The organism is Rhizobium sp. N324 (assembly GCF_001664485.1).
Lineage (GTDB): Bacteria > Pseudomonadota > Alphaproteobacteria > Rhizobiales > Rhizobiaceae > Rhizobium.
The window spans coordinates 1,427,210-1,448,518 of the sequence record NZ_CP013630.1 but is presented as its reverse complement, the minus strand read 5'-3'; the positions used below and the strand labels follow the sequence as shown (position 1 = coordinate 1,448,518).

At 62.8% G+C, this 21,309-nt stretch carries 15 protein-coding genes; 11 read left to right on the top strand and 4 right to left on the bottom strand.

Annotation, left to right across the window (positions count from 1 at the left end):
- Window positions 1–76 precede the first annotated feature (76 nt).
- Window positions 77–865 (top strand): SDR family oxidoreductase, encoded by a 789-nt coding sequence (locus AMK05_RS06920; protein ID WP_064837775.1) that lies wholly within the window; start codon window positions 77–79, stop codon window positions 863–865.
- A gap of 8 nt (window positions 866–873) precedes the next feature.
- Here AMK05_RS06920 and AMK05_RS06915 read toward each other — a convergent pair whose 3' ends face one another.
- Window positions 874–1,755: a phosphotransferase family protein gene (locus AMK05_RS06915; RefSeq protein ID WP_064837773.1), complete on the bottom strand. Its 882-nt coding sequence runs from the start codon at window positions 1,753–1,755 to the stop codon at window positions 874–876.
- Window positions 1,756–2,046: 291 nt separating this feature from the next.
- On the opposite strand from AMK05_RS06915, the gene AMK05_RS06910 reads away from it, so the two are divergent.
- The 6 genes from AMK05_RS06910 (at window position 2,047) to AMK05_RS35125 (ending at window position 9,465) form a co-directional block, all read left to right on the top strand.
- A complete protein-coding gene (locus AMK05_RS06910; RefSeq protein ID WP_064837772.1) occupies window positions 2,047–3,354 on the top strand; it encodes an efflux RND transporter periplasmic adaptor subunit in 1,308 nt (435 codons plus the stop codon).
- Complete coding sequence (locus tag AMK05_RS06905; protein WP_064837770.1) at window positions 3,351–6,470, top strand: efflux RND transporter permease subunit; 3,120 nt, start codon at window positions 3,351–3,353, stop codon at window positions 6,468–6,470. The genes AMK05_RS06910 and AMK05_RS06905 overlap by 4 nt, the downstream gene beginning before the upstream one ends.
- A 222-nt stretch (window positions 6,471–6,692) precedes the next feature.
- Window positions 6,693–7,985, top strand: a complete 1,293-nt coding sequence (locus tag AMK05_RS06900; RefSeq protein WP_064837767.1) for an Hsp70 family protein — start codon at window positions 6,693–6,695, stop codon at window positions 7,983–7,985.
- Window positions 7,986–8,048: 63 nt separating this feature from the next.
- A complete protein-coding gene (locus tag AMK05_RS06895) occupies window positions 8,049–8,948 on the top strand; it encodes a uracil-DNA glycosylase (protein WP_064837765.1) in 900 nt (299 codons plus the stop codon).
- 132 nt (window positions 8,949–9,080) lie between these two features.
- Complete coding sequence (locus tag AMK05_RS06890; RefSeq protein ID WP_003569328.1) at window positions 9,081–9,272, top strand: hypothetical protein; 192 nt, start codon at window positions 9,081–9,083, stop codon at window positions 9,270–9,272.
- A gap of 37 nt (window positions 9,273–9,309) precedes the next feature.
- On the top strand, window positions 9,310–9,465 hold the full coding sequence (locus tag AMK05_RS35125; RefSeq protein ID WP_190237337.1) for a hypothetical protein: 156 nt from the start codon (window positions 9,310–9,312) through the stop codon (window positions 9,463–9,465).
- Here AMK05_RS35125 and AMK05_RS06885 read toward each other — a convergent pair whose 3' ends face one another.
- Together AMK05_RS06885 and AMK05_RS06880 are read right to left on the bottom strand one after the other, a co-directional pair.
- Window positions 9,466–10,338: a hypothetical protein gene (locus AMK05_RS06885; RefSeq protein WP_064837763.1), complete on the bottom strand. Its 873-nt coding sequence runs from the start codon at window positions 10,336–10,338 to the stop codon at window positions 9,466–9,468.
- A 244-nt stretch (window positions 10,339–10,582) separates the two neighbouring features.
- Entirely contained in the window at window positions 10,583–11,521 is a 939-nt protein-coding gene (locus tag AMK05_RS06880) for a DMT family transporter (protein WP_064837761.1), read from the bottom strand.
- Window positions 11,522–11,586: 65 nt separating this feature from the next.
- Between AMK05_RS06880 and AMK05_RS35120 the strand changes: the two genes are divergently transcribed.
- The 4 genes from AMK05_RS35120 (at window position 11,587) to AMK05_RS06865 (ending at window position 18,305) form a co-directional block, all read left to right on the top strand.
- A complete protein-coding gene (locus tag AMK05_RS35120; RefSeq protein WP_190237336.1) occupies window positions 11,587–11,778 on the top strand; it encodes a hypothetical protein in 192 nt (63 codons plus the stop codon).
- A gap of 82 nt (window positions 11,779–11,860) precedes the next feature.
- The gene (locus AMK05_RS36040) at window positions 11,861–12,967 is read left to right on the top strand and encodes a methyl-accepting chemotaxis protein (RefSeq protein WP_064837759.1); all 1,107 of its coding nucleotides are present in this window, start codon (window positions 11,861–11,863) and stop codon (window positions 12,965–12,967) included.
- A gap of 188 nt (window positions 12,968–13,155) precedes the next feature.
- The gene (pepN, locus tag AMK05_RS06870; protein ID WP_064837757.1) at window positions 13,156–15,804 is read left to right on the top strand and encodes an aminopeptidase N; all 2,649 of its coding nucleotides are present in this window, start codon (window positions 13,156–13,158) and stop codon (window positions 15,802–15,804) included.
- Between the two features lie 191 nt (window positions 15,805–15,995).
- Entirely contained in the window at window positions 15,996–18,305 is a 2,310-nt protein-coding gene (locus AMK05_RS06865) for a PAS domain-containing sensor histidine kinase (RefSeq protein ID WP_064837755.1), read from the top strand.
- A 23-nt stretch (window positions 18,306–18,328) separates the two neighbouring features.
- On the opposite strand, the gene AMK05_RS06860 is transcribed toward AMK05_RS06865, so the two are convergent.
- Window positions 18,329–21,286, bottom strand: coding sequence for a bifunctional [glutamine synthetase] adenylyltransferase/[glutamine synthetase]-adenylyl-L-tyrosine phosphorylase (locus tag AMK05_RS06860; RefSeq protein ID WP_064837753.1), 2,958 nt, complete (start codon window positions 21,284–21,286; stop codon window positions 18,329–18,331).
- Window positions 21,287–21,309 lie beyond the last annotated feature (23 nt).

Below are 21,309 nucleotides of genomic sequence, written 5' to 3'. Positions count from 1 at the left end.
ACCGAACCGGTCACGCGCCCTTTCCTTTTCCGCTGCGTGCGCCTTATACATCGCTCTAAGATATAGGAGGACAATCATGGATCTCGGCATCGAAGGCAAACGGGCGCTCGTCCTCGCCTCCTCACGTGGCCTCGGCCTCGGCATCGCCACAGCACTGGCCCACGAAGGCGCCAACGTGCTGCTTTGCGGGCGCAGCGGCGAGCAGTTGGAGGCCAATTGCAAGGCGATCAACAGCGAAGGCAAAGGCCGGGCCGACTGGATCTGGGCCGACCTCGGGGATGAACGCTTCGTCGAGACGGCGACAGCGGCGGTGAAGGAGAAGTTCGGCGGACTCGATATCCTCGTCAACAATACCGGCGGGCCGACGCCCGGCACGACCGAGGAGATGACGGGTGAAAAGCTCGAGACCTATTTCCTTTCCATGGTCGCCCGCGTCATCACGCTGACCAATGCGCTGCTGCCCGGCATGAAGGCGCAAGGCTGGGGCCGGATCCTGACGGTCGCTTCCTCAGGCGTGATCGAACCGATCGCCAATCTGGCGCTGTCCAATACGCTGCGCCCGGCACTGGCCGGCTGGAGCAAGACGCTTGCCACCGAAGTGGCGGGCTTCGGCGTGACCACCAACCTGCTCCTGCCGGGCAGCATCCTGACCGCGCGGCTCGACGATCTCGACGGGGCGGCGGCAAAGCGGACGGGCAAGAGCCTCGAAGAGATCCGCACCGACAAGGAAGCGCGCATCCCGGTCGGCCGCTACGGCCGCGTGGAGGAATTTGCCGCAACGGCGGCTTTCCTGTGCAGCCAGCCGGCAAGCTACATCACCGGTTCGCTGATCCGCTGCGACGGCGGCGCGGCCCGATCCGTCTGACCTCTCCTTCAGCCGGCATGGGCTGCAACAGCGGCCCAACTCGCCGCACTTTGGACCATCGATCCGACATGGGCCGGATCGTCGGCAAGCTCGGCGAGCTCGGACAGACGGTGGAAGCCGGTCAGGATTGAAATGCGCCGCCGGTCGAGCCGACGTCCGGTCAGCATTTCATAGGCCGATATGATGCGGGCGGTCAGATCGGGCGAGATGAAGTTCGAATAGATGAACTCCTGGTGCAACGGCCCGAAGCCCGAATCGGCGAAATCGTAAATGCCGTTGAGCCTGCCTTGCGCATGATTGAAGGCCATGTTCCAGCCATGACCGTCGAAGAAGCCGTAGATATTGCCGTGGGGATCGGGCGGCAAGGTTTCGAAATCCGAAATAACAGCCTCGGCAAAGGGCCTGATCTCAGGCGGCAGCAGCGGTAAAGCCTCTGTTCGCACCATCTCGGGCGATTGCCAGGGCTGGATCGGCCCGGCGCCGGCCGAGCGTATCCGATCGGCATCGAGCACATGCAGCTCGGCGTAAAAGCGCGCCAGATCGTCAGCGAGGTGCTGACGATCGCCTTCGCCAAGCGCAGCGTAATCTTCGGCAATGAGATGTTCGCCGTCGATCTTGGCATGGCTGGAAAAGATCGGCGGCCCGTCGTGAATGTGCATGTCGGGAACCGCCATCGACAGCGCCGGCCTGATGATCTCGAGCAAGGCGGCTTCCTTCACAAGCGCTCTTTCCGCGCCAGAGTGACGGGGAAATTTGAAGATCAGCGTGTCATCGACGTCGACGGCAAGCGAATCCCAGCCCTTCGCCGCCAGCTTGAAGGCGGAGGCCGTGAGTTCGGGAAACACGCTTATGATGAGAGAGCGAAATTCGCTGGCGTTCAACTCGGTCATAATGACCTGCTTTCTCGGGTTTTTCCCGTGTTTTTCGCCGGGCAACGAATGGCACGCGGGCCGACATCGTCTTGTTGCGCGCCGCCTGCCCCTCCGCCGTCAAACGGCACCGGGTTACACTCGGTCTATATTAGTATAGTTTGAATATTACGGAATATTCATTACAAAAATTTAAGCCGTTATAACCACTTAGTGATGGCGACCGGGGAATTATGTCTTTTTTGCGCCGCAATATAAGCGGTTCAATCAGAGCATAAATTCGCAAACCCCGTTCAACCCCCGGTCTCGCCCATGAAGAAATTTTGGATCACTGTCAGCGTTATCGCAGTTGCCGCCGTCGGCGTCTGGCAATTCGGGAATCAGATCCCTTATGCCTCCCGCATTCCCTACCTCTCGCAGTTCATCAAACCGCCGGTTAACGGCAATGGCGGGCAGCCGGCACAGGGCGATCAGGCGCAGGCCGATCAAACGCAGAATGGTGGCCAGCATCAGGGCGGCGGGCGCAGACGCGGCGGCGGCGGCCCAACCGTCGTCAAAACCGTCGCGGCGGCGAAGACGACGCTGCCGACGGATGTGACCGCGACCGGCTGGGCCGATGCCGATGACAACACGACCATTGCCGCACAGGAACAGGGCCTGATCGTCAGCATCGATGCGCAGGATGGGGCAACCGTCAAAGCCGGCGACTTGATCGCCAAGCTGGACGACCGGACGGCCAATGCGGCGGTCGACAAAGACAAAGCGATGATCGTGCGCGACACGGCGACGCTTTCGGAATCCGAGACCGCATTGACGCGCGCGCAGGATCTCTTCAACCAGAAGGCCGGCACCCAGCAGAGCCTCGACCAGGCGGTCGCTGCCCGCGATACCGCCGCCGCCACCGTCGACGCCGACAAGGCCTCGCTTGCCTCCGATCAGATCATCCTCGAAAACACAGATATCCGCGCTCCCTTCGACGGCCGGCTCGGCGATATCGCCATCAGCAAGGGTGCCTTCCTCAATGCCGGCTCGGCCGTCGTCACCATCGCCAAATACGATCCGATCTATGTTAAATTCCATCTGCAGGAGCGTTACCTGCGCACCTTAAAGAGCGCGCTCGCAGCCGGCCCGGTCGAAGTCAGCACCGTTCCCAGTTCCACCAAGGGACAGGTCCGCAAGGGCGAGATCAGCTTCTACGACAACACGGTCGACACCGCCTCCGGCACGATCCTCGCCAAGGCGAAATTCGAGAACGCCTCCGGGGCGCTCTGGCCCGGCCAGTCGGTCAATATCGTGGTGCATTTCAACAATAACGATCAGCAGGTGGTGGTGCCAACGGTTGCCGTCAGCCCCGGGCCGGACGGTTTCTTCGCCTTCGTCGCCAAGGACGGCAAATCGCATCTGACGCCGGTCACCGTTGCCCGCGCCAATGGCGGCTTCACCGCCATCGAATCGGGTCTTTCGGAAGGCGACCATGTCGTCGTCGAGGGTCAGGGCCAGCTCAGCGACCAGCAGGCGATCAACGAGCAGTTCGACGAAAAGGCGCTTGATGTCGCCTCCGCCGAAGAGCCTCGGCAACAGCAGCAGTCCGAGACGATCGCGGTGGGAGCTCAGCAATGATCCCCAATTTCTGTATCCAGCGCCCCGTCGCCACGACGCTGCTTGCCATCGGCGTCATTCTGGCCGGTCTCGCCGGTTACCGGCTCGTGCCGGTCGCGGCCCTGCCGCAGGTCGATTTTCCGACAATCAACGTTTCGGCGCAGTTGAGCGGCGCCTCGCCGCAGACGATGGCGACCTCGGTCGCCACGCCACTGATCAAACAGTTCGAAACCATTCCCGGGATCAGCGAAATCAGCGCCTCGAGTTCGCTCGGCAGCAGCAGCATCGTGCTGCAGTTCGACCTCAATCGCGATATCGACGCCGCTGCGGCCGATGTGCAGGCAGCAATCTCGCATGCGACACGGCAGCTGCCCGACAATCTGACGACGCCGCCGAGCTACCGCAAGACCAACCCGGCCGATGCGCCGGTCATGCTGCTTTCGGTACAGAGCAACACCATGCCGCGCAGCAAGCTCGACGAGATCGCGGAAGATATCATCTCGCCGTCGCTTTCGACGCTACCCGGCGTTGCCCAGGTCAGCGTCTACGGTGCGCAAACCTATGCGGTGCGCGTCGAGGTCGATCCCAACAAGTTGCTCACCCGCGGCATCGGCATCGATACCGTCAACAAGGCGCTTGCTGCCGCCAACAGCCAGCAGCCGGTGGGAACGCTGCAGAACAACTCGCAGAGCATGACGATCACGGCAAACACCCAACGCACCAACGCCGAACAATTCCGCTCGCTGGTCATCGCCAATCCGAACGGCGCGCCGATCCATCTCGGCGATATCGCCGATGTGCAGGACAGCGTCGAGAACCAATATACCGGCAGCTGGTATGACGGCCAGCGCGGCATCATCCTCGCCATCCAGCGTCAGCCGGATGCCAACACGGTCGACGTCGTCGACGCGATCAACGCCAAGCTGCCGCAGCTTCACGCCGAAATTCCGCCCTCGGTCAATACGGTCGTGATGAACGACGCGGCAAAACCGATCCGTGCCGCGATCGCCGACGTGAAGTTCACGCTGTTCCTGACAATCGGTCTCGTCGTTCTCGTCATCTACCTCTTCACCGGCCATGCCACGGCAACGATCATTCCGGGACTTGCCGTTCCGCTGTCGCTGATCTCGACCTTCGGCATGATGTATGTGCTCGGCTACAGCATCGACAACATCTCGCTATTGGGGCTGACGCTCGCGGTGGGGCTGGTGGTCGACGACGCGATCGTCATGCTCGAAAACATCCTGCGCCATGTCGAGGAAGGCATGCCGGTGCGGGAAGCGGCGATCAAGGGGGCTGGAGAAGTCAGTTACACCATCATCTCAATGTCGGTTTCGCTGATTGCGGTGTTCATCCCGATCCTGCTGATGGGCGGCGTCGTCGGCCGGGTGTTCAACGAATTCGGCATGGTGGTCGCCATCGCCATCATCTCGTCGGCGATCGTCTCGCTGACCGTGACGCCGATGCTCGGCTCGCGCCTGTCCAACAACCACAGTCGCCCGCCGCTGCTCATCCGCATCTTCGATGCCGGTTTCGAGCGGACGCTCAACGGCTATGACAATGCGGTCGGCTGGTGCCTTCGCCATCGCCTGACGATCCTCGGGGTTTTCCTCGGCTCAGTGGCGCTGACGATCTATTTCTTCATGACCCTGCCGACGAGCTTCTTCCCGCAGGAAGATATCGGCCGCCTGACGATCAGCACGCAGGCGCGGCAGGACATTTCCTACACCGCCATGGAAGCGCTGCAGCAGCAGGCGGCAGCCGCCGTCAAGGCAAATCCGGCGGTCAACCACGTGATGTCGACGATCGGCGGCAACCCGAACAAACCGCAGAACAACGGCTCGATGTTCGTCGAACTCAAGGACAAGAAGGAGCGGCCGCCGCTTGACCAGACGCTGCGCGAGCTGCGCACGGCGATCAACAAGATCCCCGGATTGCAGGCCTTCGTGACGCCGAACCAGAGCCTGCGCTTCGGCGGCCGCCAGACGGCCAGCCAGTATCAGCTGGTGGTGCAGGCGCTCAGCGCCGACCAGACCAACCTGTGGGCCGGCAAGATCCAGGCGGCAATGCGTGGCGACCGCGGCCTGTTCACCGACGTGACCTCGGACGCCCAGAACAACGCCCTGCAGGCCAATATCGTCATCGACACCGAGCGGGCAGCCGCCTACGGGATCGACAACGATACGCTACGCACGACGCTGCAGGAATCCTTCAGCGGCTATGCGGCCGCGGAGATCCAGTCGACCGGCGACAGCTACGACGTCATCGTCGAATACGACACCAGCAAACCCTGGGACGACCAGAAACTGTCGGAAATCCGGGTCGCCTCCGCCAATGGCAGCCTGGTGCCGCTGTCGAACTTCGCGCATGTGCAACGCACCACCGGCCCGGTGACCATCAACCAGACGGGCCAGCTGGTCTCGACCACGGTTTCCTTCAACCTGCCGGAAGGCGTGTCGCTCAGCGATGCGACAGCGGCGGTCGAGCAGATCAAGAAGGATATCAGCGTGCCGGCAGACGTCTTCACCTCCTATGGCGGTACGGCTGAAATTTTCCAGCAGTCGCAAGGCAATACGCCCTACCTGATCCTGGCGGCGGTGCTGACCATCTATGTCGTGCTCGGCGTGCTCTATGAGAGCTTCATCCATCCGCTGACTATTCTCTCCGGCCTGCCGGCCGCCGCCTTCGGCGCGCTGCTGGCGCTGAAGATCATGGGCTTCGATCTGTCGATCATCGCCCTGATCGGCCTGCTGATGCTGATCGGCATCGTCAAGAAGAACGCGATCATGATGATCGACGTGGCGGTGGAGACCATGCGCACGACCGGCGAAAAGGCGACGGCGGCAATCCACGAGGCCTGCGTGCGGCGCTTCCGGCCGATCATGATGACGACCTTCTGCGCCCTGCTCGGCGCCCTGCCGATCGCGCTCGGCACCGGCGCAAGCTCGGAACTGCGCCAGCCGCTCGGCATCGCCGTCGTCGGAGGCCTGATCGTCTCGCAGATGCTGACGCTGTTCATCACCCCGGTCATCTTCGTCGAGATGGACCGCTTCGGAAACTTCCTCGGCCGCCTGATCGGCGGAAAGAAGGTGGAGGAACCGGTGGTGCAGGAGGCAAGGGCAATGGCAGCCGAATGATGACGGCCCTCTGATTTCGGTATTGCCGATTATCCCTTGCGGCGCACTTCTTTTCCCTGCCCGGGAGAAGAAGTGCGCCTGCTATCACATCCGCTTTCGATCCTCTTGAATGTGTCACGCCTCTGTGGCATCACCCGCCCTCCTGAATCCGGGGCGTGCTTACGCCCCTTCGCGGAGCCATGCTCCGCCTCCAATAACAATCGGCATGAAAGAGGTGCGGGCATGGCTCAGGCGCTGGGTTTGGACTTCGGCACGACCAATACGGTTCTCGCCATGGCGGATAGCGGGGCGACGCGCTCGATGGCGTTCACCAGCACTGAAGGCACGGCCGACAGCATGCGCACGGCGCTTTCCTTCATGAAGGATGCGCAACTCGGCGCCTCGGCGCTGAAGGTGGAGGCGGGCCATGCGGCGATCCGCCAGTTCATCGACAATCCCGGCGAATGCCGCTTTCTGCAGTCGATCAAGACCTTTGCGGCCAGCGCGCTGTTCCAGGGCACGCTGATCTTCGCCAAGCGGCATAATTTCGAGGATCTGATGGAGGTTTTCATCCGTCGGCTGCGCAATTACGCCGGCGACAGCTGGCCGTCCGACGTCAGCCGCATCGTCACCGGCCGGCCGGTGCATTTTGCCGGCGCCAGCCCCGATCCTGATCTCGCCACCGAACGCTACAACGAGGCGCTGTCGCGCTTCGGCTTTCCCGAAATCCACTATGTCTACGAGCCGGTCGCCGCCGCCTTCTACTTCGCGCAGAACCTGAAGCAGGATGCGACCGTGCTGGTCGCCGATTTCGGCGGTGGCACGACCGACTATTCGCTGATCCGCTTCGAGACCGTCGCCGGCAAGCTGACGGCAACGCCGATCGGCCATTCCGGCGTCGGCGTCGCCGGCGACCATTTCGACTACAGGATGATCGACAACATCGTCGCGCCGCAGATCGGCAAGGGCAGCCATTTCAAAAGCTTCGACAAGATCCTTGAAGTCCCGTCCAACTACTATTCCAGCTTCGGCCGCTGGAACCAGCTGTCGATCTTCAAGACCACACGCGAATTCGAGGATCTGAAGAAGCTGGTGCGCACCAGCCTGGAACCGGAAAAGCTCGAAATCTTCATCGACCTCATCGACCATGACGAGGGTTACCCGCTCTATCAGGCGGTGTCGGCGACGAAGATGGCGCTGTCGGCCGCCGAGGAGGCGCCTTTCGATTTCGCGCCGCTCGGCCGCGGCGGACACCGCAGCATCAAGCGCCGCGACTTCGAAGGCTGGATTTCAGAGGATCTCGCCCGTATCGAAGGCGCGCTCGACGACGTGCTCGACAAGACCGAGACAAAGGCGTCAGAGATCGACAAGGTGTTCCTGACCGGCGGCACCTCCTTCGTGCCGGCGGTACGCCGCATCTTCACCGAGCGCTTCGACCGCGACCGGATCGAAAGCGGCGGCGAGCTGTTGTCGATCGCCCACGGCCTGGCACTGATCGGCGAACGCGACGACATCGCGCAATGGACTGTGCAATAGATCAGGCAAGGACGGGCAATCCTGCCCTTTCAATGCCGCAGTCTCTCCGCTAAACCTGTCCCTATGATCTCCGCCAACGACCTTTCCCCCGCCGAGCTTGCAGCGCTTCTGCATTTCCATGCGGATGCCGGCGTGGAATGGCTGCTGGAGGAAGAGGCGATCGACCGCTTCGCCGAGTTCGAAGCGATGAAGGCCGCCCGGCGCCCGGCGACGCAGGCGCAACCTGCCGCCGCCGGTGAACGAGCCGTGCCCGGCGAAGGCCGGGCATCGCCGCGCCCGAATGCAGCGGCACGCCCTGCCCCGGCCGAACGCGCCGCTTCCGGCCCGCAACCGGCGATCCCGGATGGCGAGGCGGTGCAGCAGGCGCGTTTCGTCGCCGAATCCGCGCGGTCGCTAGCAGAGCTCAAAACCGCGATCGAAGCCTTCAACGGCTGCAACCTCAAGCACAGCGCCCGCTCGACCATCTTTGCCAGCGGCGATGCCGAAAGCGGTATCATGGTGATCGGCTCGGCGCCGGGCGCCGAAGACGATCGCGAAGGCGTGCCCTTCTCGGGAAAATCCGGCCAGTTGTTCGACAAGATGCTGGCGGCGATCGGGCTGACGCGCTCGAGCGTTCTGCTGACACAGGTCATCCCCTGGCGGCCGCCCGGCAATCGTGCGCCCTCGGCCGCCGAAATGGACATCTGCCGGCCCTTCATCGAACGGCAGATCGCGCTGGCCGAACCCAAGGCGATTCTGCTGCTCGGCAATTTTTCAGCCCGCTTCTTCTTCGGCGAAAACGACACGATTCACGGCCTGCGCGGCCGCTGGAAGGAGATTGCCGCTGCGGACTGTGTCATTCCTGCCATAGCCAGCCTGCATCCGCAGGATCTGCTGACCGCGCCGGTCAACAAACGGCTGGCCTGGAACGACCTGCTCTCCTTTCAAGCGAAGCTTAAGTCTCTCTCTTTGCTTAGAAATTAGCCAAAGTTGAATAATTTATGAATCAGCCTATGCGCCTTTTGCATAGCTGCATCCCGCCGTGACGCATTGCGGAATCGATGCTGCACCGCAATATGAGGTGGTGTCTTGGGAGGAACCACAGGAACCAAGGCCATGAACAAGCATTTTCGTCCTATCCATAGCGGGTTTGAAACCCTTCGCCTCGCTGGCGACCAGGTTCGTTCCACCCACGGCTACAGCCGTTTCGGCTTTGCCGCCAACGAACAGATGACCGCCCGCGGCACCGGCATCAACGGCCGCACGGCGCGCCCCGACGCGATCTTCTCGGACTTCCAGCAATATTGAGCGGCAGGCGCTTCGCCTGCCTTTTAAGAGTGACAAGATGACGATCCTGATATCGCTTCTGCGCAACATCAAGACCTTCGAACATATCCGCGTCGCAGTCTCAGCCGCGCGGGAATATGAGCGCGAGCTTTCGCTCAAGCCGGGCGACGATCGCCTCTCACGCCGGGAAAGCGCTGCGGCAATCGTTCTCTGATCAGACGGCCATTGCCTCGAACCGGGCTTTCGCCCATTCGAAGGCTTCGTCGACATAGGCGAACTTGACCGCCTGCCAGGCACAATATTGCTCGACGAAATCCCGCGATATCCAAAGATTCGCCTTGCGTGGTTCGTCGTCCCAGCCGACGCAGCCGCGCTGCGCCGCCTTTGCCAACAGCCGCTGCAGATGGGTGCGCGACATCATGAAATCGGCAGCGAGCGCGCGGGTTTCGACCCGGCCGACGGAAAACCGATCCGGTTCGCTGCTTTCTATATCCATGCGGGCGATGAAGTTGTCGACGACGAGGCCACCGGCTTCCGTCCAGAGGAACATCGCCACCTGTTCCGGCGGTTCGCGCCAGGCGGCATCCTCAAGGCAATGGCGGGCAATGCGCGGCTGAACGAGCCGCATCATGGATGGGTTTGCCTGAAAAAACGCCGCCCTTTGACCGCCGTCAAGCAGATCAAGCGCGCCGAGATTGGAATGAATCCAGGCAAACATCGCCTGATGGCTGACGTCGGCCGGCTCGAAATGACGCGGCCGCCGCCGCTCGTCGCCGGGTGTGTGAACGATGAAACGGTAAGTATAGAGTTCTTCGATGAAGGCGAGCACGGTGTTGCGGCTCGCCACCTTATGCGCAGTGATGCGCCCGGTCAGCCGGACGGCGGTGAAACCCGAGGTCGGGTCGCGCGGATCATATTCCAGGTTGAGGGCATAGGCAGTCTGGGTCAGAAGCCAGCGCTGATGCGAGGCAAGCAATCGCGCCAGGCGCGGACCGGCATCGAACACGCCGCGCATCTGCCCAGCTAAAAAGCGGATGCTAAGCAGAAAGGAGCAGTTCGCCGCCAATTGCTCCGCCGTGAATGCCATTACGCTTTTCTCCACCTCCCTCACCGGCCGGCGATCGGAGCAACGACACCGAGCGCTCTTCCGGCATCAGCGGCCATTCAGACATGCACAGCTTCGAATAAATGATACTCGCTCATCTTCAACAAACATATTCCGTGAGAGAGCGGTATCCCAAGAATTCACCATTCTTTTCGCTCTTTGCGAGCAATTTTCCAATCGCGGCAATCCTCGCATTAAAGCCTTTCATATCAGCGGCTTGCCGGGGTCAGGCCGGCGGCGTCGTGGCTTTGCGCGCCTCCCGCTGCTCGATACCAAGCTGATGTTCGCGATAGATGATGAAGATGCCGGCGGAGATGACGATGAGGGTGCCGATCAGCATGGTCACGCTCGGCACGTCGCCGAAGACGAAATAGGCGACGATGCCGCCGAGCAGGATCGAGGTATATTCGAACGGTGCGATGGTGGAGACGTCGGCATGGCGGTAGCTTTCCGTCAGCAGGATCTGCGCAACGCCGCCGCAAAAGCCGGCCGCGATCAGATAGAGCGCCGACGGCCATGCGAGGGCGAGCCAGCCGAACGGCAGGGAGGCCAGCGAGAAGACCGAAGCGGTGAGCGAGAAATAGAGCACGATCGTCGCCGTCTTCTCCTCCTCGACGAGACGGCGCACCTGGATCATCGCCATGCCGCCGAGAACGGCCGATAGCAGCACTGCGAGCGCGCCGACGGCCTGTTCGGCTTCCATGCCGCCATTGCGGAACAGCGTGAGTTTCGGCCAGGAGACGATGGCGACGCCGACGATGCCGACCAGGACGGCGCTCCAGCGATAGATGCGCACGGTCTCGCCGAGAAAAACCGCGGCGAAGATAACGGCGACGAGCGGCAGCGCATAGCCGAGCGCAATCGCCTCCGGCAGGGGGAGATGCAGCAGGCCGTAGAAACCGAACGCCATCGACATGATGCCGATCGTGCCGCGCTTCAGATGGCCGACCGGATTGGCGGTGTAGAAGGCGGCGCGCAGCTGCCCGATATAGGCGAGATAGGCCATGATCGGGAAGAGCGCGAAGAAGGACCTGCAGAAGGTCACTTGACCCGGCGGGATGTCCGAACCGGCCAGCTTGATGAAGGTCTGCATGGCCAGGAAGACCACGACCGACGAGACCTTCAGCGCAATGCCTCTCATCGGGTTTTTGAGAACCGCGTGCATGATCCTGGCTCTTGGTACCGACTTAACGGGAACGGGAAGACGCGTTCGACTCGGGAACGCAAAGGATGACGTTCCCCATCGTAGCGAAGAAAATCCGGATTGGCGAAAAAATCGCAAGCAGCGCGGCAGAATCGCAAAATCACCGTCGACCGCTGGCTGGACGGAGCGGCAATGCCACCCAAGCATCGATTTTTTCCTCTCTTCAGCGATTTCACCCCGAAATGTTCACCTCTGACCGGTCGGCGTTAACCAATTGAAAACCATAGGCACGCATCGTTTTTACAGATCTCGAAATTTTTCGCCCTGCAAACGATTGCCCGCCCCTTCCAGGATCATTTGATGAAGCCGCTTAGCGCCGAAACCATTGCCCAGTCGCAGAATGCGACACCGCGCTCGATGCGCGTCGTCACCGACGGCATCAGCACCGACCTCGAGCGCTTCAGCGCCGATAACACCAATATCGTCAAGCAGATCAAGCTGCTCGCCATCAATGCGCTGATCGAAGCGGCAAGAGCCGGCGAGACCGGAAAGGGCTTTGCGGTCGTTGCCAATGAGGTGCAGCGGCTGGCACAGATCGCAACCGACATCACCGGCAGGTTCGAAAGCAACGTGCTCGGCCGCATCGGCCTCAGCCGCGCCATGGCGGATAGCCTGGTCGAGGAGATGGAAGGCGTTCGCCTCACCGATTTGGCGCAGACGCTGGTGCAGCTCATCGTCCGCAATCTTTTCGAGCGCACCGCCGATGTGCGCTGGTGGGCGACGGACCCGGCACTCTGGCAGGCGCTTGAGAATCCGGATCGGGAAACCGTCGCCTTTGCAGCGGAGCGTCTCGGCGCCATCAACCGCTTCTACACCGTCTATCTCGATCTCGTCATGACCGATCTCTCGGGCAAGGTGATCGCATCCGCCAATCCCAAGTTCCAGCGCAAGCTCGCCGGGACAAGCCTTGCCGGCGATCCGTGGTTCCGCGCGGCATCGGCCTGCGCCTCCGGCGACGCCTATATTGTCGACGAGGTCAAGGCGAGCCCGCTCCACGACAACAGGCATGCGCTCGTCTATGCCACCGGCATCCGCGAAGAGGGCAAGCTCAGCGGACGGCTGATCGGCACGCTCGGCGTCTATTTCGACTGGCAGAACCAGGGCCAGGCGATCGTCGAAAAAGAGGCGAACCTGCCGCCGCAGCTGGCGGAGAAAACAACGGTCATGCTGCTCGACGGCAAGAGCCGGGTGATCGCCACCACCAATCCCGCTCTGCTGTTTTCGCACTTCGCCCTCGCCAACCCTTCCGGCCGGGCAAAGGGCAGCTACTACGACAATAACGGCTCGCTCGTCGCCTTCGCGCGCACGCTCGGCTACGAGGATTATGACGGGCTCGGGTGGTACGGCGTCGTCGTGCAGCAGACGGAAAATGACGCGACGATCAAGGCGGCGCTCAATCTGAAATAGTGCCGCGCTCCGCAGCGGCCGCGCTTATCCGCTCCAAACAGGATATTTTGCCCGTGAACTTGGTGTTCGCGGGCAATTTGCTTTAACTTTAGTTCAGACTTTAATGTAATCATGCCCGGCAAATTTATGGCAGAGTGCGCCCGCCTCTGTATTCCGCGGTTGTCAAATAACGGTCTTCAGGAAACACCATGCGAACAGATACCGGCCAGGTCATTCATCTGGCAGATTACCGTCCCACCGACTTCGTGCTGGAACGCGTGGACCTGACCTTCGAACTCGACCCGACGGAAACAAAGGTCGAGGCACGGCTGATCTTTCATCGCCGCCCCGGCGCCGATCCGGCAGCGCCGATCGTGCTCGACGGCGACGAACTGACGCTGTCGGGGCTGCTGTTCGACCAGGTGGAGCTCGACCCTTCGCGTTATGAGGCAACAGCGGAAAGCCTGACGGTGCGCGATCTGCCTGAGAGCGCGCCCTTCGAGCTGACGATCACCACGGTGATCAATCCCGAGGCCAATACCCAGCTGATGGGCCTTTACCGCACCGGCGGCATCTACTGCACGCAATGCGAGGCGGAGGGCTTCCGCCGCATCACCTATTTCCCCGACCGGCCCGACGTGCTTGCGCCGTTCACGGTCAACATCATCGCCGACAAGGAGGCCAATCCGCTGCTCCTGTCGAACGGCAACTTCCTCGGCGGCGCCGGCTACGGCCCCGGCAAGCATTTCGCCGCCTGGTTCGACCCGCATCCGAAACCGAGCTATCTCTTCGCGCTGGTCGCCGGCGATCTCGGCGTCGTCGAAGACACATTCACCACCATGTCCGGCCGCGAGGTGGTGCTGAAGATCTATGTCGAGCACGGCAAGGAGCCGCGCGCCGCCTATGCCATGGACGCGCTGAAACGCTCGATGAAGTGGGACGAAGAGAGGTTCGGGCGCGAATACGATCTCGACATCTTCATGATCGTCGCCGTCTCCGACTTCAACATGGGCGCGATGGAGAACAAGGGCCTCAACGTCTTCAATGACAAATACGTCCTTGCCGATCCGGAACTGGCGACCGACGCCGACTACGCCAATATCGAAACCATCATTGCGCATGAATATTTCCACAACTGGACCGGCAACCGCATCACCTGCCGCGACTGGTTCCAGCTCTGCCTCAAGGAAGGCCTGACGGTCTATCGCGACCACGAGTTCTCGTCCGACCAGCGCTCGCGCCCGGTCAAGCGCATCGCCGAGGTGCGCCATCTGAAATCGGAGCAGTTCCCGGAAGATGGCGGTCCGCTCGCTCATCCGGTGCGGCCCACGACATATCGCGAGATCAACAATTTCTACACGACGACGGTCTACGAAAAGGGCAGCGAAGTCACCCGCATGATCGCGACCCTGCTCGGCAAGGACGGCTTCAAGCAGGGCATGGACCTCTATTTCGAGCGCCATGACGGCCAGGCCGTGACGATCGAGGATTTCGTCAAATGCTTCGAGGATGCGAGCGGGCGCGACCTCACGCAATTCTCGCTCTGGTACCATCAGGCCGGCACGCCGCTCGTCACCGCATCGGGCAGCTATGATGCTGCGGCGGCCACCTTCACCCTGTCGCTCGAACAGATGATCCCGGCCACCCCCGGCCAGCCGAGCAAGGAGCCGATGCATATTCCGCTCAGCCTGGCGCTCTTCGGCGAAAACGGCGGCAAGATCGAGCCGACTTCGGTCGAGGGCGCCGAATATGCCGGCGAGGTGCTGCATCTCACCGGTCGCACGCAGACGGCGGTGTTCCACGGCATCGGCTCGCGGCCGGTCGTTTCGATCAACCGCAGCTTCTCGGCGCCGATCAACCTGCATTTCGATCAGAGCCCGGCCGATCTCGCCCACCTCGCCCGCCATGAGACCGATCACTTCGCCCGCTGGCAGGCCCTGACCGATCTGGCGCTGCCGAACCTCCTCAAGGCAGCGCGCGACGCCCGCGAGGGCAAGCCGGTCGTCTGCGAGGCGACCTTCGTCGAGACGCTGATCGCGGCGGCCGCCGACGACAGCCTCGAGCCCGCCTTCCGCGCTCAGGCGCTGGCGCTGCCGAGCGAATCCGACATCGCCCGCGAACTCGGCGGCAACAACGATCCCGATGCCATCCATGCCGGCCGGCAGGCGATTCTCAAGCAGATCGCCGATGCCGGGAAGGATGTTTTTGCCGGCCTCTACGCCGCGACGACGACATCGGGCGATTTCAGCCCGGACGCCAAAAGCGCCGGCCTCAGGGCGCTGCGCAATACGGCGCTGACCTATCTTTCCTATGCCGAGCCGACGCCGGCCCGCGCTAGGGCCGCCTTCGATGCGGCCAACAACATGACCGATCGCAGCCATGCGCTGACGCTCCTCGCCCATCGTTTCCCCGACAGCGCGGAGACGGCCGAGGCGCTGGCGAGCTTCCGCGAGCGCTTTGCCGAGAATGCGCTGGTCATCGACAAATGGTTTGCGATCCAGGCCGGCATTCCCGGCGCGAAAACCCTGGATCGGGTCCGCGCGCTGATGAATGATCCGCTGTTCAAGCGAACCAATCCGAACCGGATGCGGTCGCTGGTCGGCACCTTCGCCTTTGCCAATCCGACCGGCTTCGGCCGCGCCGACGGCGAAGGCTATCGTTTCCTCGCCGGTCAGATTCTCGATATCGACGAGCGCAACCCGCAGCTTGCCGCCCGCATTCTCACCTCGATGCGCTCCTGGCGCTCGCTGGAACCGGCGCGCGCCGATCACGCCCGCGCCGCGCTGATCGAGATCGAGCAGGCTGGCTCTCTTTCCACCGACGTGCGCGATATCGTCGAGCGCACGCTTAAAGGGTAATTAGCTTCGACTGGCCGCCGCGAAAAATTCGGCGGCCGGTTGCCGAGCAAATCGAATCGCCCGAAAAACACGAAATTATAAATAGTTAACGGATTTTTACCTTTGCCTCTGGACAAGGCGAATCACCCATGATTCTCTAGGTCAGGTTCGAGCGAGCGGCGCGCGAATCACACGAGGGACAAGGCGAAAAGATGATGGACGTGCGGCGGGCAACCGTGGCCGGAGGACGGCTGCGTGTCGATTTTGACGGGCTGAAAGCCTGGCGAGACAGCCTTTCCGGCCATGCGACATCGGAACCGCTTCTGCGTCATCTGCCGAAGGCCGAACTGCTCCTGAAGCGCGCCATTCCGGCGCTGATCGTCGCCTTCCTCGTTGTCGTCGCCGCCTCGCATTTCTTCGGCATGGTCAGCGAATACTCCCGCCTGGAAGCCTCTGCCCGCCATGCCACGGCGCTTTCGGCCGCGACCGCCTCCGCGGTGTTTGCCGATACATCCGACATTTTCGAGAGCGGCGATATCGCAGAAGCGCAGGCCCGGCTCGCCAGGTTCTTGCCGCAGGACCGGCTCGACAGCGGCGCCTTCGTGCTGCTCGTGCAGGCGAGCGGCAAGGTCTTTGCCGCGACGACCGCCGGGCTTTCGCATGTCGGCAGCAATGTCGGCGATTTCTTTCCCGAGGTCTCGGCGATCCGCCGTTTCGGCGATCGCGCCGGCGTCATCGAAACGACGATCGGCGGCGTGCCGCACTACGCCGAGATCACGCTGATGGGCAATGCCGGCGGCTATATCATCGCCGCCACCTCGCTCGAGGAGATCAGCCGGCTCTGGCGCGAACAGCTGGCCCTCAACGTCACGTTGTTTGCCGGCATCTCCTCGATCCTGCTGGTCATCCTCTATGCCTATTACACGCAGGTGAAGCGCGCCCGCGACGCCGACGACATCTTCCTGGAATCGAATCTGCGCGTCGAGACGGCGCTGTCGCGCGGCCGCTGCGGCCTGTGGGATTTCGATTTCGAGAACCGCGAATTCTTCTGGTCGCGCTCGATGTACGACATGCTCGGCCTGCCGGGCTCCGACAAGACGATGGGCTTCGGCGAAGCCGCACGGCTGATGCATCCCGATGACGGCGGGCTCTACGAGATCGCCCGCGCCATCGCCAAGGGCCATTCCGGCCAGGTGGATCAGATCTTCCGCATGCGCCATGCCGGCGGCCACTATGTCTGGATGCGCGCCCGCGCCCAGGTGATCCGCAGCAATTCCGGCCGCGTGCACCTGATCGGCATCGCCATGGACGTGACCGAACAGCATCGGCTCGCCCAGCGTTACGCGGAAGCCGATCAACGCCTGGCAGATGCCATCGAATGCACCTCCGAGGCTTTTGTGCTCTGGGACAAGAACGATCGGCTGGTGATGTGCAACACGCATTTCCAGCAGGCTTACGGCCTGCCGGACAGCGTACTCGTGCCCGGCACCGAGCGCTCGATCGTCAATGCCGCCGCTGCCCGCCCGGTCATCGAGCGGCGGATCGCCGATGCCGACGGCCCCGGCTATTCGCGCACGACCGAGGTGCAGCTTGCCGACGAGCGCTGGCTGCAGATCAACGAGCGTCGCACCCGCGACGGCGGCAGGGTTTCGGTCGGAACTGACATCACCCTGATGAAACGCCACCAGGAGCGGCTGCGCGAATCCGAACGCCGGCTGATGGCGACGATCGGCGATCTCTCGGCCTCGCGCCAGACGCTGGAGAGCCAGAAATCCGAGCTTTCGACGGCGAATGCCAACTACCAGGCGGAGAAGGAACGCGCCGAGGCCGCCAACAAGGCGAAATCGGAATTCCTCGCCAACATGTCGCACGAACTGCGCACGCCGCTGAACGCCATCCTCGGCTTCTCCGAAATCCTGCAGAACCAGATGTTCGGACCGCTCGGCTCGCTGAAATACGACGAATATGCCCGCGATATCCATGACAGCGGCAAACATCTGCTCAACGTCATCAACGACATTCTCGATATGTCGAAGATCGAGGCCGGCCATCTCAGGCTGCATTGCGAGCGCATCGATCTCGTGCCGCTGATCGAGGAAAGCCTGCGCTTCACCGCCATTCCGGCCGCCGAGAAGAATATCGTCATCGATCAGCGCATCTCATCCGGCCTGACGCTGACCGCCGACCGCCGGGCGATGAAACAGGTGCTTCTCAACCTTCTCTCCAATGCCGTGAAGTTCACCGACAATGGCGGCCGCATCGCGGTGCGCACACGCCGCATCGACGGCGCCGTCCTCGTCACCATCGCCGACACCGGCATCGGCATTCCCCGCTCGGCGCTGTCGAAGATCGGCCAGCCCTTCGAACAGGTGCAGAGCCAATATGCCAAGAGCAAGGGCGGCTCCGGCCTCGGGCTGGCAATCTCCCGCTCGCTGACCGCGCTGCATGGCGGCCGCATGAAAATCCGCTCCCGCGAAGCTGTCGGCACGGTGATCTCGCTGCGCATTCCGGACGATTTCTAAGACACGACACCGTTCATCCCGCCTCAGGCCTTCACAATCTTCAGGAAAATCTTCCTGACCGCCTTCGAAAGCCGTTTCAGCTCGCCTTCCAGCGTCCTGATGTCCGGGCAGTCGCCGGCGCGGCAGACAAGTTCGACGAGGCCGGCCGGCGCGTCCTCGGGATCGAAGAGGCCGTCGATCGACAGGCGGATCAGCTGCGACAGGCTGGTATATAGGCCGAAAGCCTCGAGGCATATGTCGAGATCGGCCGCCGCCATCAGCCGGTCGCCGAGCGCCTTCAGGGCCTCGCCGGTGCTCAGTCCGTTGACGGCAATGCCGACACCTTTGGTGGGGGCGATCAGCGCCAGATACTGGGCGATGAATTCGAGATCGATGACGCCGCCGGGGATCAGTTTCAGGTCCCATGGGCCCGACGGCGGCTTTTCCGTGTCGATCAGTTCGCGCATCTCGGCAACGTCATGCGCCACCTTGGCGATGTCGCGGTCGGCCGATAGCACCTCGCGGACGATATGCTCCGCCTCGGCGATCAGGCTGTCATTACCGGAGATCAGCCGGGCGCGGCTCAGCGCCATGTGCTCCCAAGTCCAGGCCTCCTCGCGCTGATATTTGCCGAAGGCATTGATGCGGGTGGCGACCGGTCCCTTGTTGCCGGAGGGGCGCAGCCGCATGTCGACCTCATAAAGCACACCTTCGGCGGTCGGCGCCGACAAGGCGGCGATCAGCCTCTGGGTAATGCGGGTGAAGTAACGCGTCGCGTCGAGCGGTTTTGCCCCATCGGATTCGGCGGCAGCGTCGTCATAGTCATAGAGCAGGATCAGGTCGATGTCGGACCCCGCCGTCAGCTCGAAGCTGCCGAGCTTGCCCATGCCGGCGACGGCGATGCGGCCGCCGGGATAGTCGCCATGTGCCCCCCGCATCTCGCTCACCACGGCATCGAGCGCGGCTGTGATGATGAGGTCGGCGAGATGGGTGAAGGCGCGTGCGGCCATGTCGCCGTTGATCGCGCCGGTCAACAGGCGAATGCCGATCAGGAAGCGCTGCTCGGCGGCAAAGATGCGCAGCCGGTCGAGCACCTCCTCATAGTGGCGGGCCTGGGCAAGCGAGCCCTTCAGCCGCTCGCCGAGATAATCGCGGGTCGGCAGTTCGGCCATCAGGCCGGGATCGAGCATGCCGTCGAAGACATGCGGCCTGGCGGCAATCACCTCGGCAAGGCGGGGTGCCGAGGACATGATGTTGACGATCAGCGACAGCAGCGCCGGGTTGCTGCCGAGCAGCGAGAACAGCTGGATGCCGGAGGGAAGGCCGGAGATGAAGCTGTCGAAGCGCAGCAGTGCTTCATCGGCGCGCTTGCTTTCGCCGAAAACCCGCAAAAGCTCCGGCGCCAGTTCCGTCAGCCTTTCGCGCGCCTCGACCGATTGCGTCGCGCGGTAGCGGCCATAGTGCCAGGTGCGGATGATGCGGGAGATGTCGGAGGGCCGGGTGAAACCGAGCTTCTTCAGCGTCTCCAGCGTATCGGGATCGTCGCCCTGGCCGGTGAAGACGAGGTTTCCGGTGCCGGTGGAAAGCTTGCTTTCCTGCTCGAACAGATGGGCATAACGCCGCTCGACCGTCTTCAGCACGCCGACCAGCCGCTCGGCGAAGCTCGGCGTATCGGTAAAGCCCATCATGAAGGCGATGCGCTTCAGGTCGCCATCGGTCTCCGGCAGCAGGTGGGTCTGCTCGTCGCGCACCATCTGGATGCGATGCTCGACATTGCGCAGGAACCAGTAGGCCTCCGTCAGTTCGTCCCGCGTCTCGGCATCGATCCATTTCGCCTTGGTGAGTTCACCGAGCGTTTCCTCCGTCGCCCGGCCGCGCAAGGCCGGCATGCGGCCGCCGGCGATCAGCTGCTGGGTCTGGACGAAGAATTCGATCTCGCGGATGCCGCCGCGGCCGAGCTTGACGTTATGGCCTTTGACGGCAATGGCGCCGTGGCCCTTATGCGCATGGATCTGCCGCTTGATCGAATGGATATCGGCGATCGCCGCATAATCGAGATATTTGCGGAAGACGAAAGGGGAAAGCCCGCGCAGGAACTCGCTTCCCGCCGCAAGGTCGCCGGCGACGGCGCGCGCCTTGATGAAGGCTGCCCGCTCCCAGTTCTGCCCCCTGCCCTCATAATAGATCATCGCCGCCTCGACCGGTATCGCCAGCGGCGTCGAGCCGGGATCGGGGCGCAATCTCAAATCGGTGCGGAAGACGTAGCCGTCGGCCGTGCGCTCCTGCAGGATGCGCACCAGCCGCCGCATCATCCGAGGGAACACCTCGATTGCGTCATCGGGGTCAGGCACGATGCCGGCCTCCTCATCGAAGAAGACGACCAGATCGATATCGGAGGAATAGTTGAGTTCGCAGGCGCCGAGTTTGCCCATGCCCAGTACGATCAGCCCGGAGCCGTCGCTCGGGGCCGCCGGATCGCGCAGCCTGAGCTTTCCGCCCTCGTGGGCCGCCAGCAGCAGATGGTCGATCGCAGCGGCGACCGAAGCCTCGGCAAGCTCGCTCAGCCAGGCCGTCGTGGCCCGCCCGTCGAAGATGCGCGAGAGATCGGCGAGCGCGACCAGGAAGGCGACCTTGCGCTTGATGATCCGCAGCCTCGTCATCACAGCCGATTCCGCCGGTGCGGCTCCCTCGCCCTCCGGCCGCCAGCAGCCGCGCGCTTCGGCGACCAGCGCCTCGATCTGCGGCTCCAGCGGCTGCGTGATGGCGCCGGCGAGGATGGCCGGATCGAGATTGGCGATTTCGCGCAGATAGGGCGACAGCGTCAGCGCAGCGGCAATGAAATCGCGCAGCGGGCCTTCCGTCTTCAGCATCGCGGCGACCGACGGCTCGCTTTTGCCGGCCTCCTGAAGATCGGCCATCGCCAGCTTCAGCTCCGTCTGGCTCAGCGGACGCAGCAGCCCTTCGGCCACATCCGTCAGGCCATGCGTCGATTTCGTCAGCATGCGCTCTCCCTGGCTAAGCGGAA

Excerpts from the sequence above, each read along its gene's own strand:
- AMK05_RS35120 (WP_190237336.1), top strand. The coding sequence starts at position 11,587 with ATGACGTTCCCCATCGTAGCGAAGAAAATCCGGATTGGCGAAAAAATC.
- AMK05_RS06890 (WP_003569328.1), top strand. The coding sequence starts at position 9,081 with ATGAACAAGCATTTTCGTCCTATCCATAGCGGGTTTGAAACCCTTCGC.
- AMK05_RS36040 (WP_064837759.1), top strand. The coding sequence starts at position 11,861 with ATGAAGCCGCTTAGCGCCGAAACCATTGCCCAGTCGCAGAATGCGACA.
- AMK05_RS06860 (WP_064837753.1), bottom strand. The coding sequence starts at position 21,286 with ATGCTGACGAAATCGACGCATGGCCTGACGGATGTGGCCGAAGGGCTG.
- AMK05_RS06900 (WP_064837767.1), top strand. The coding sequence starts at position 6,693 with ATGGCTCAGGCGCTGGGTTTGGACTTCGGCACGACCAATACGGTTCTC.
- pepN (WP_064837757.1), top strand. The coding sequence starts at position 13,156 with ATGCGAACAGATACCGGCCAGGTCATTCATCTGGCAGATTACCGTCCC.
- AMK05_RS06895 (WP_064837765.1), top strand. The coding sequence starts at position 8,049 with ATGATCTCCGCCAACGACCTTTCCCCCGCCGAGCTTGCAGCGCTTCTG.
- AMK05_RS35125 (WP_190237337.1), top strand. The coding sequence starts at position 9,310 with ATGACGATCCTGATATCGCTTCTGCGCAACATCAAGACCTTCGAACAT.
- AMK05_RS06865 (WP_064837755.1), top strand. The coding sequence starts at position 15,996 with ATGATGGACGTGCGGCGGGCAACCGTGGCCGGAGGACGGCTGCGTGTC.
- AMK05_RS06905 (WP_064837770.1), top strand. The coding sequence starts at position 3,351 with ATGATCCCCAATTTCTGTATCCAGCGCCCCGTCGCCACGACGCTGCTT.
- AMK05_RS06885 (WP_064837763.1), bottom strand. The coding sequence starts at position 10,338 with ATGGCATTCACGGCGGAGCAATTGGCGGCGAACTGCTCCTTTCTGCTT.
- AMK05_RS06910 (WP_064837772.1), top strand. The coding sequence starts at position 2,047 with ATGAAGAAATTTTGGATCACTGTCAGCGTTATCGCAGTTGCCGCCGTC.
- AMK05_RS06920 (WP_064837775.1), top strand. The coding sequence starts at position 77 with ATGGATCTCGGCATCGAAGGCAAACGGGCGCTCGTCCTCGCCTCCTCA.
- AMK05_RS06880 (WP_064837761.1), bottom strand. The coding sequence starts at position 11,521 with ATGCACGCGGTTCTCAAAAACCCGATGAGAGGCATTGCGCTGAAGGTC.
- AMK05_RS06915 (WP_064837773.1), bottom strand. The coding sequence starts at position 1,755 with ATGACCGAGTTGAACGCCAGCGAATTTCGCTCTCTCATCATAAGCGTG.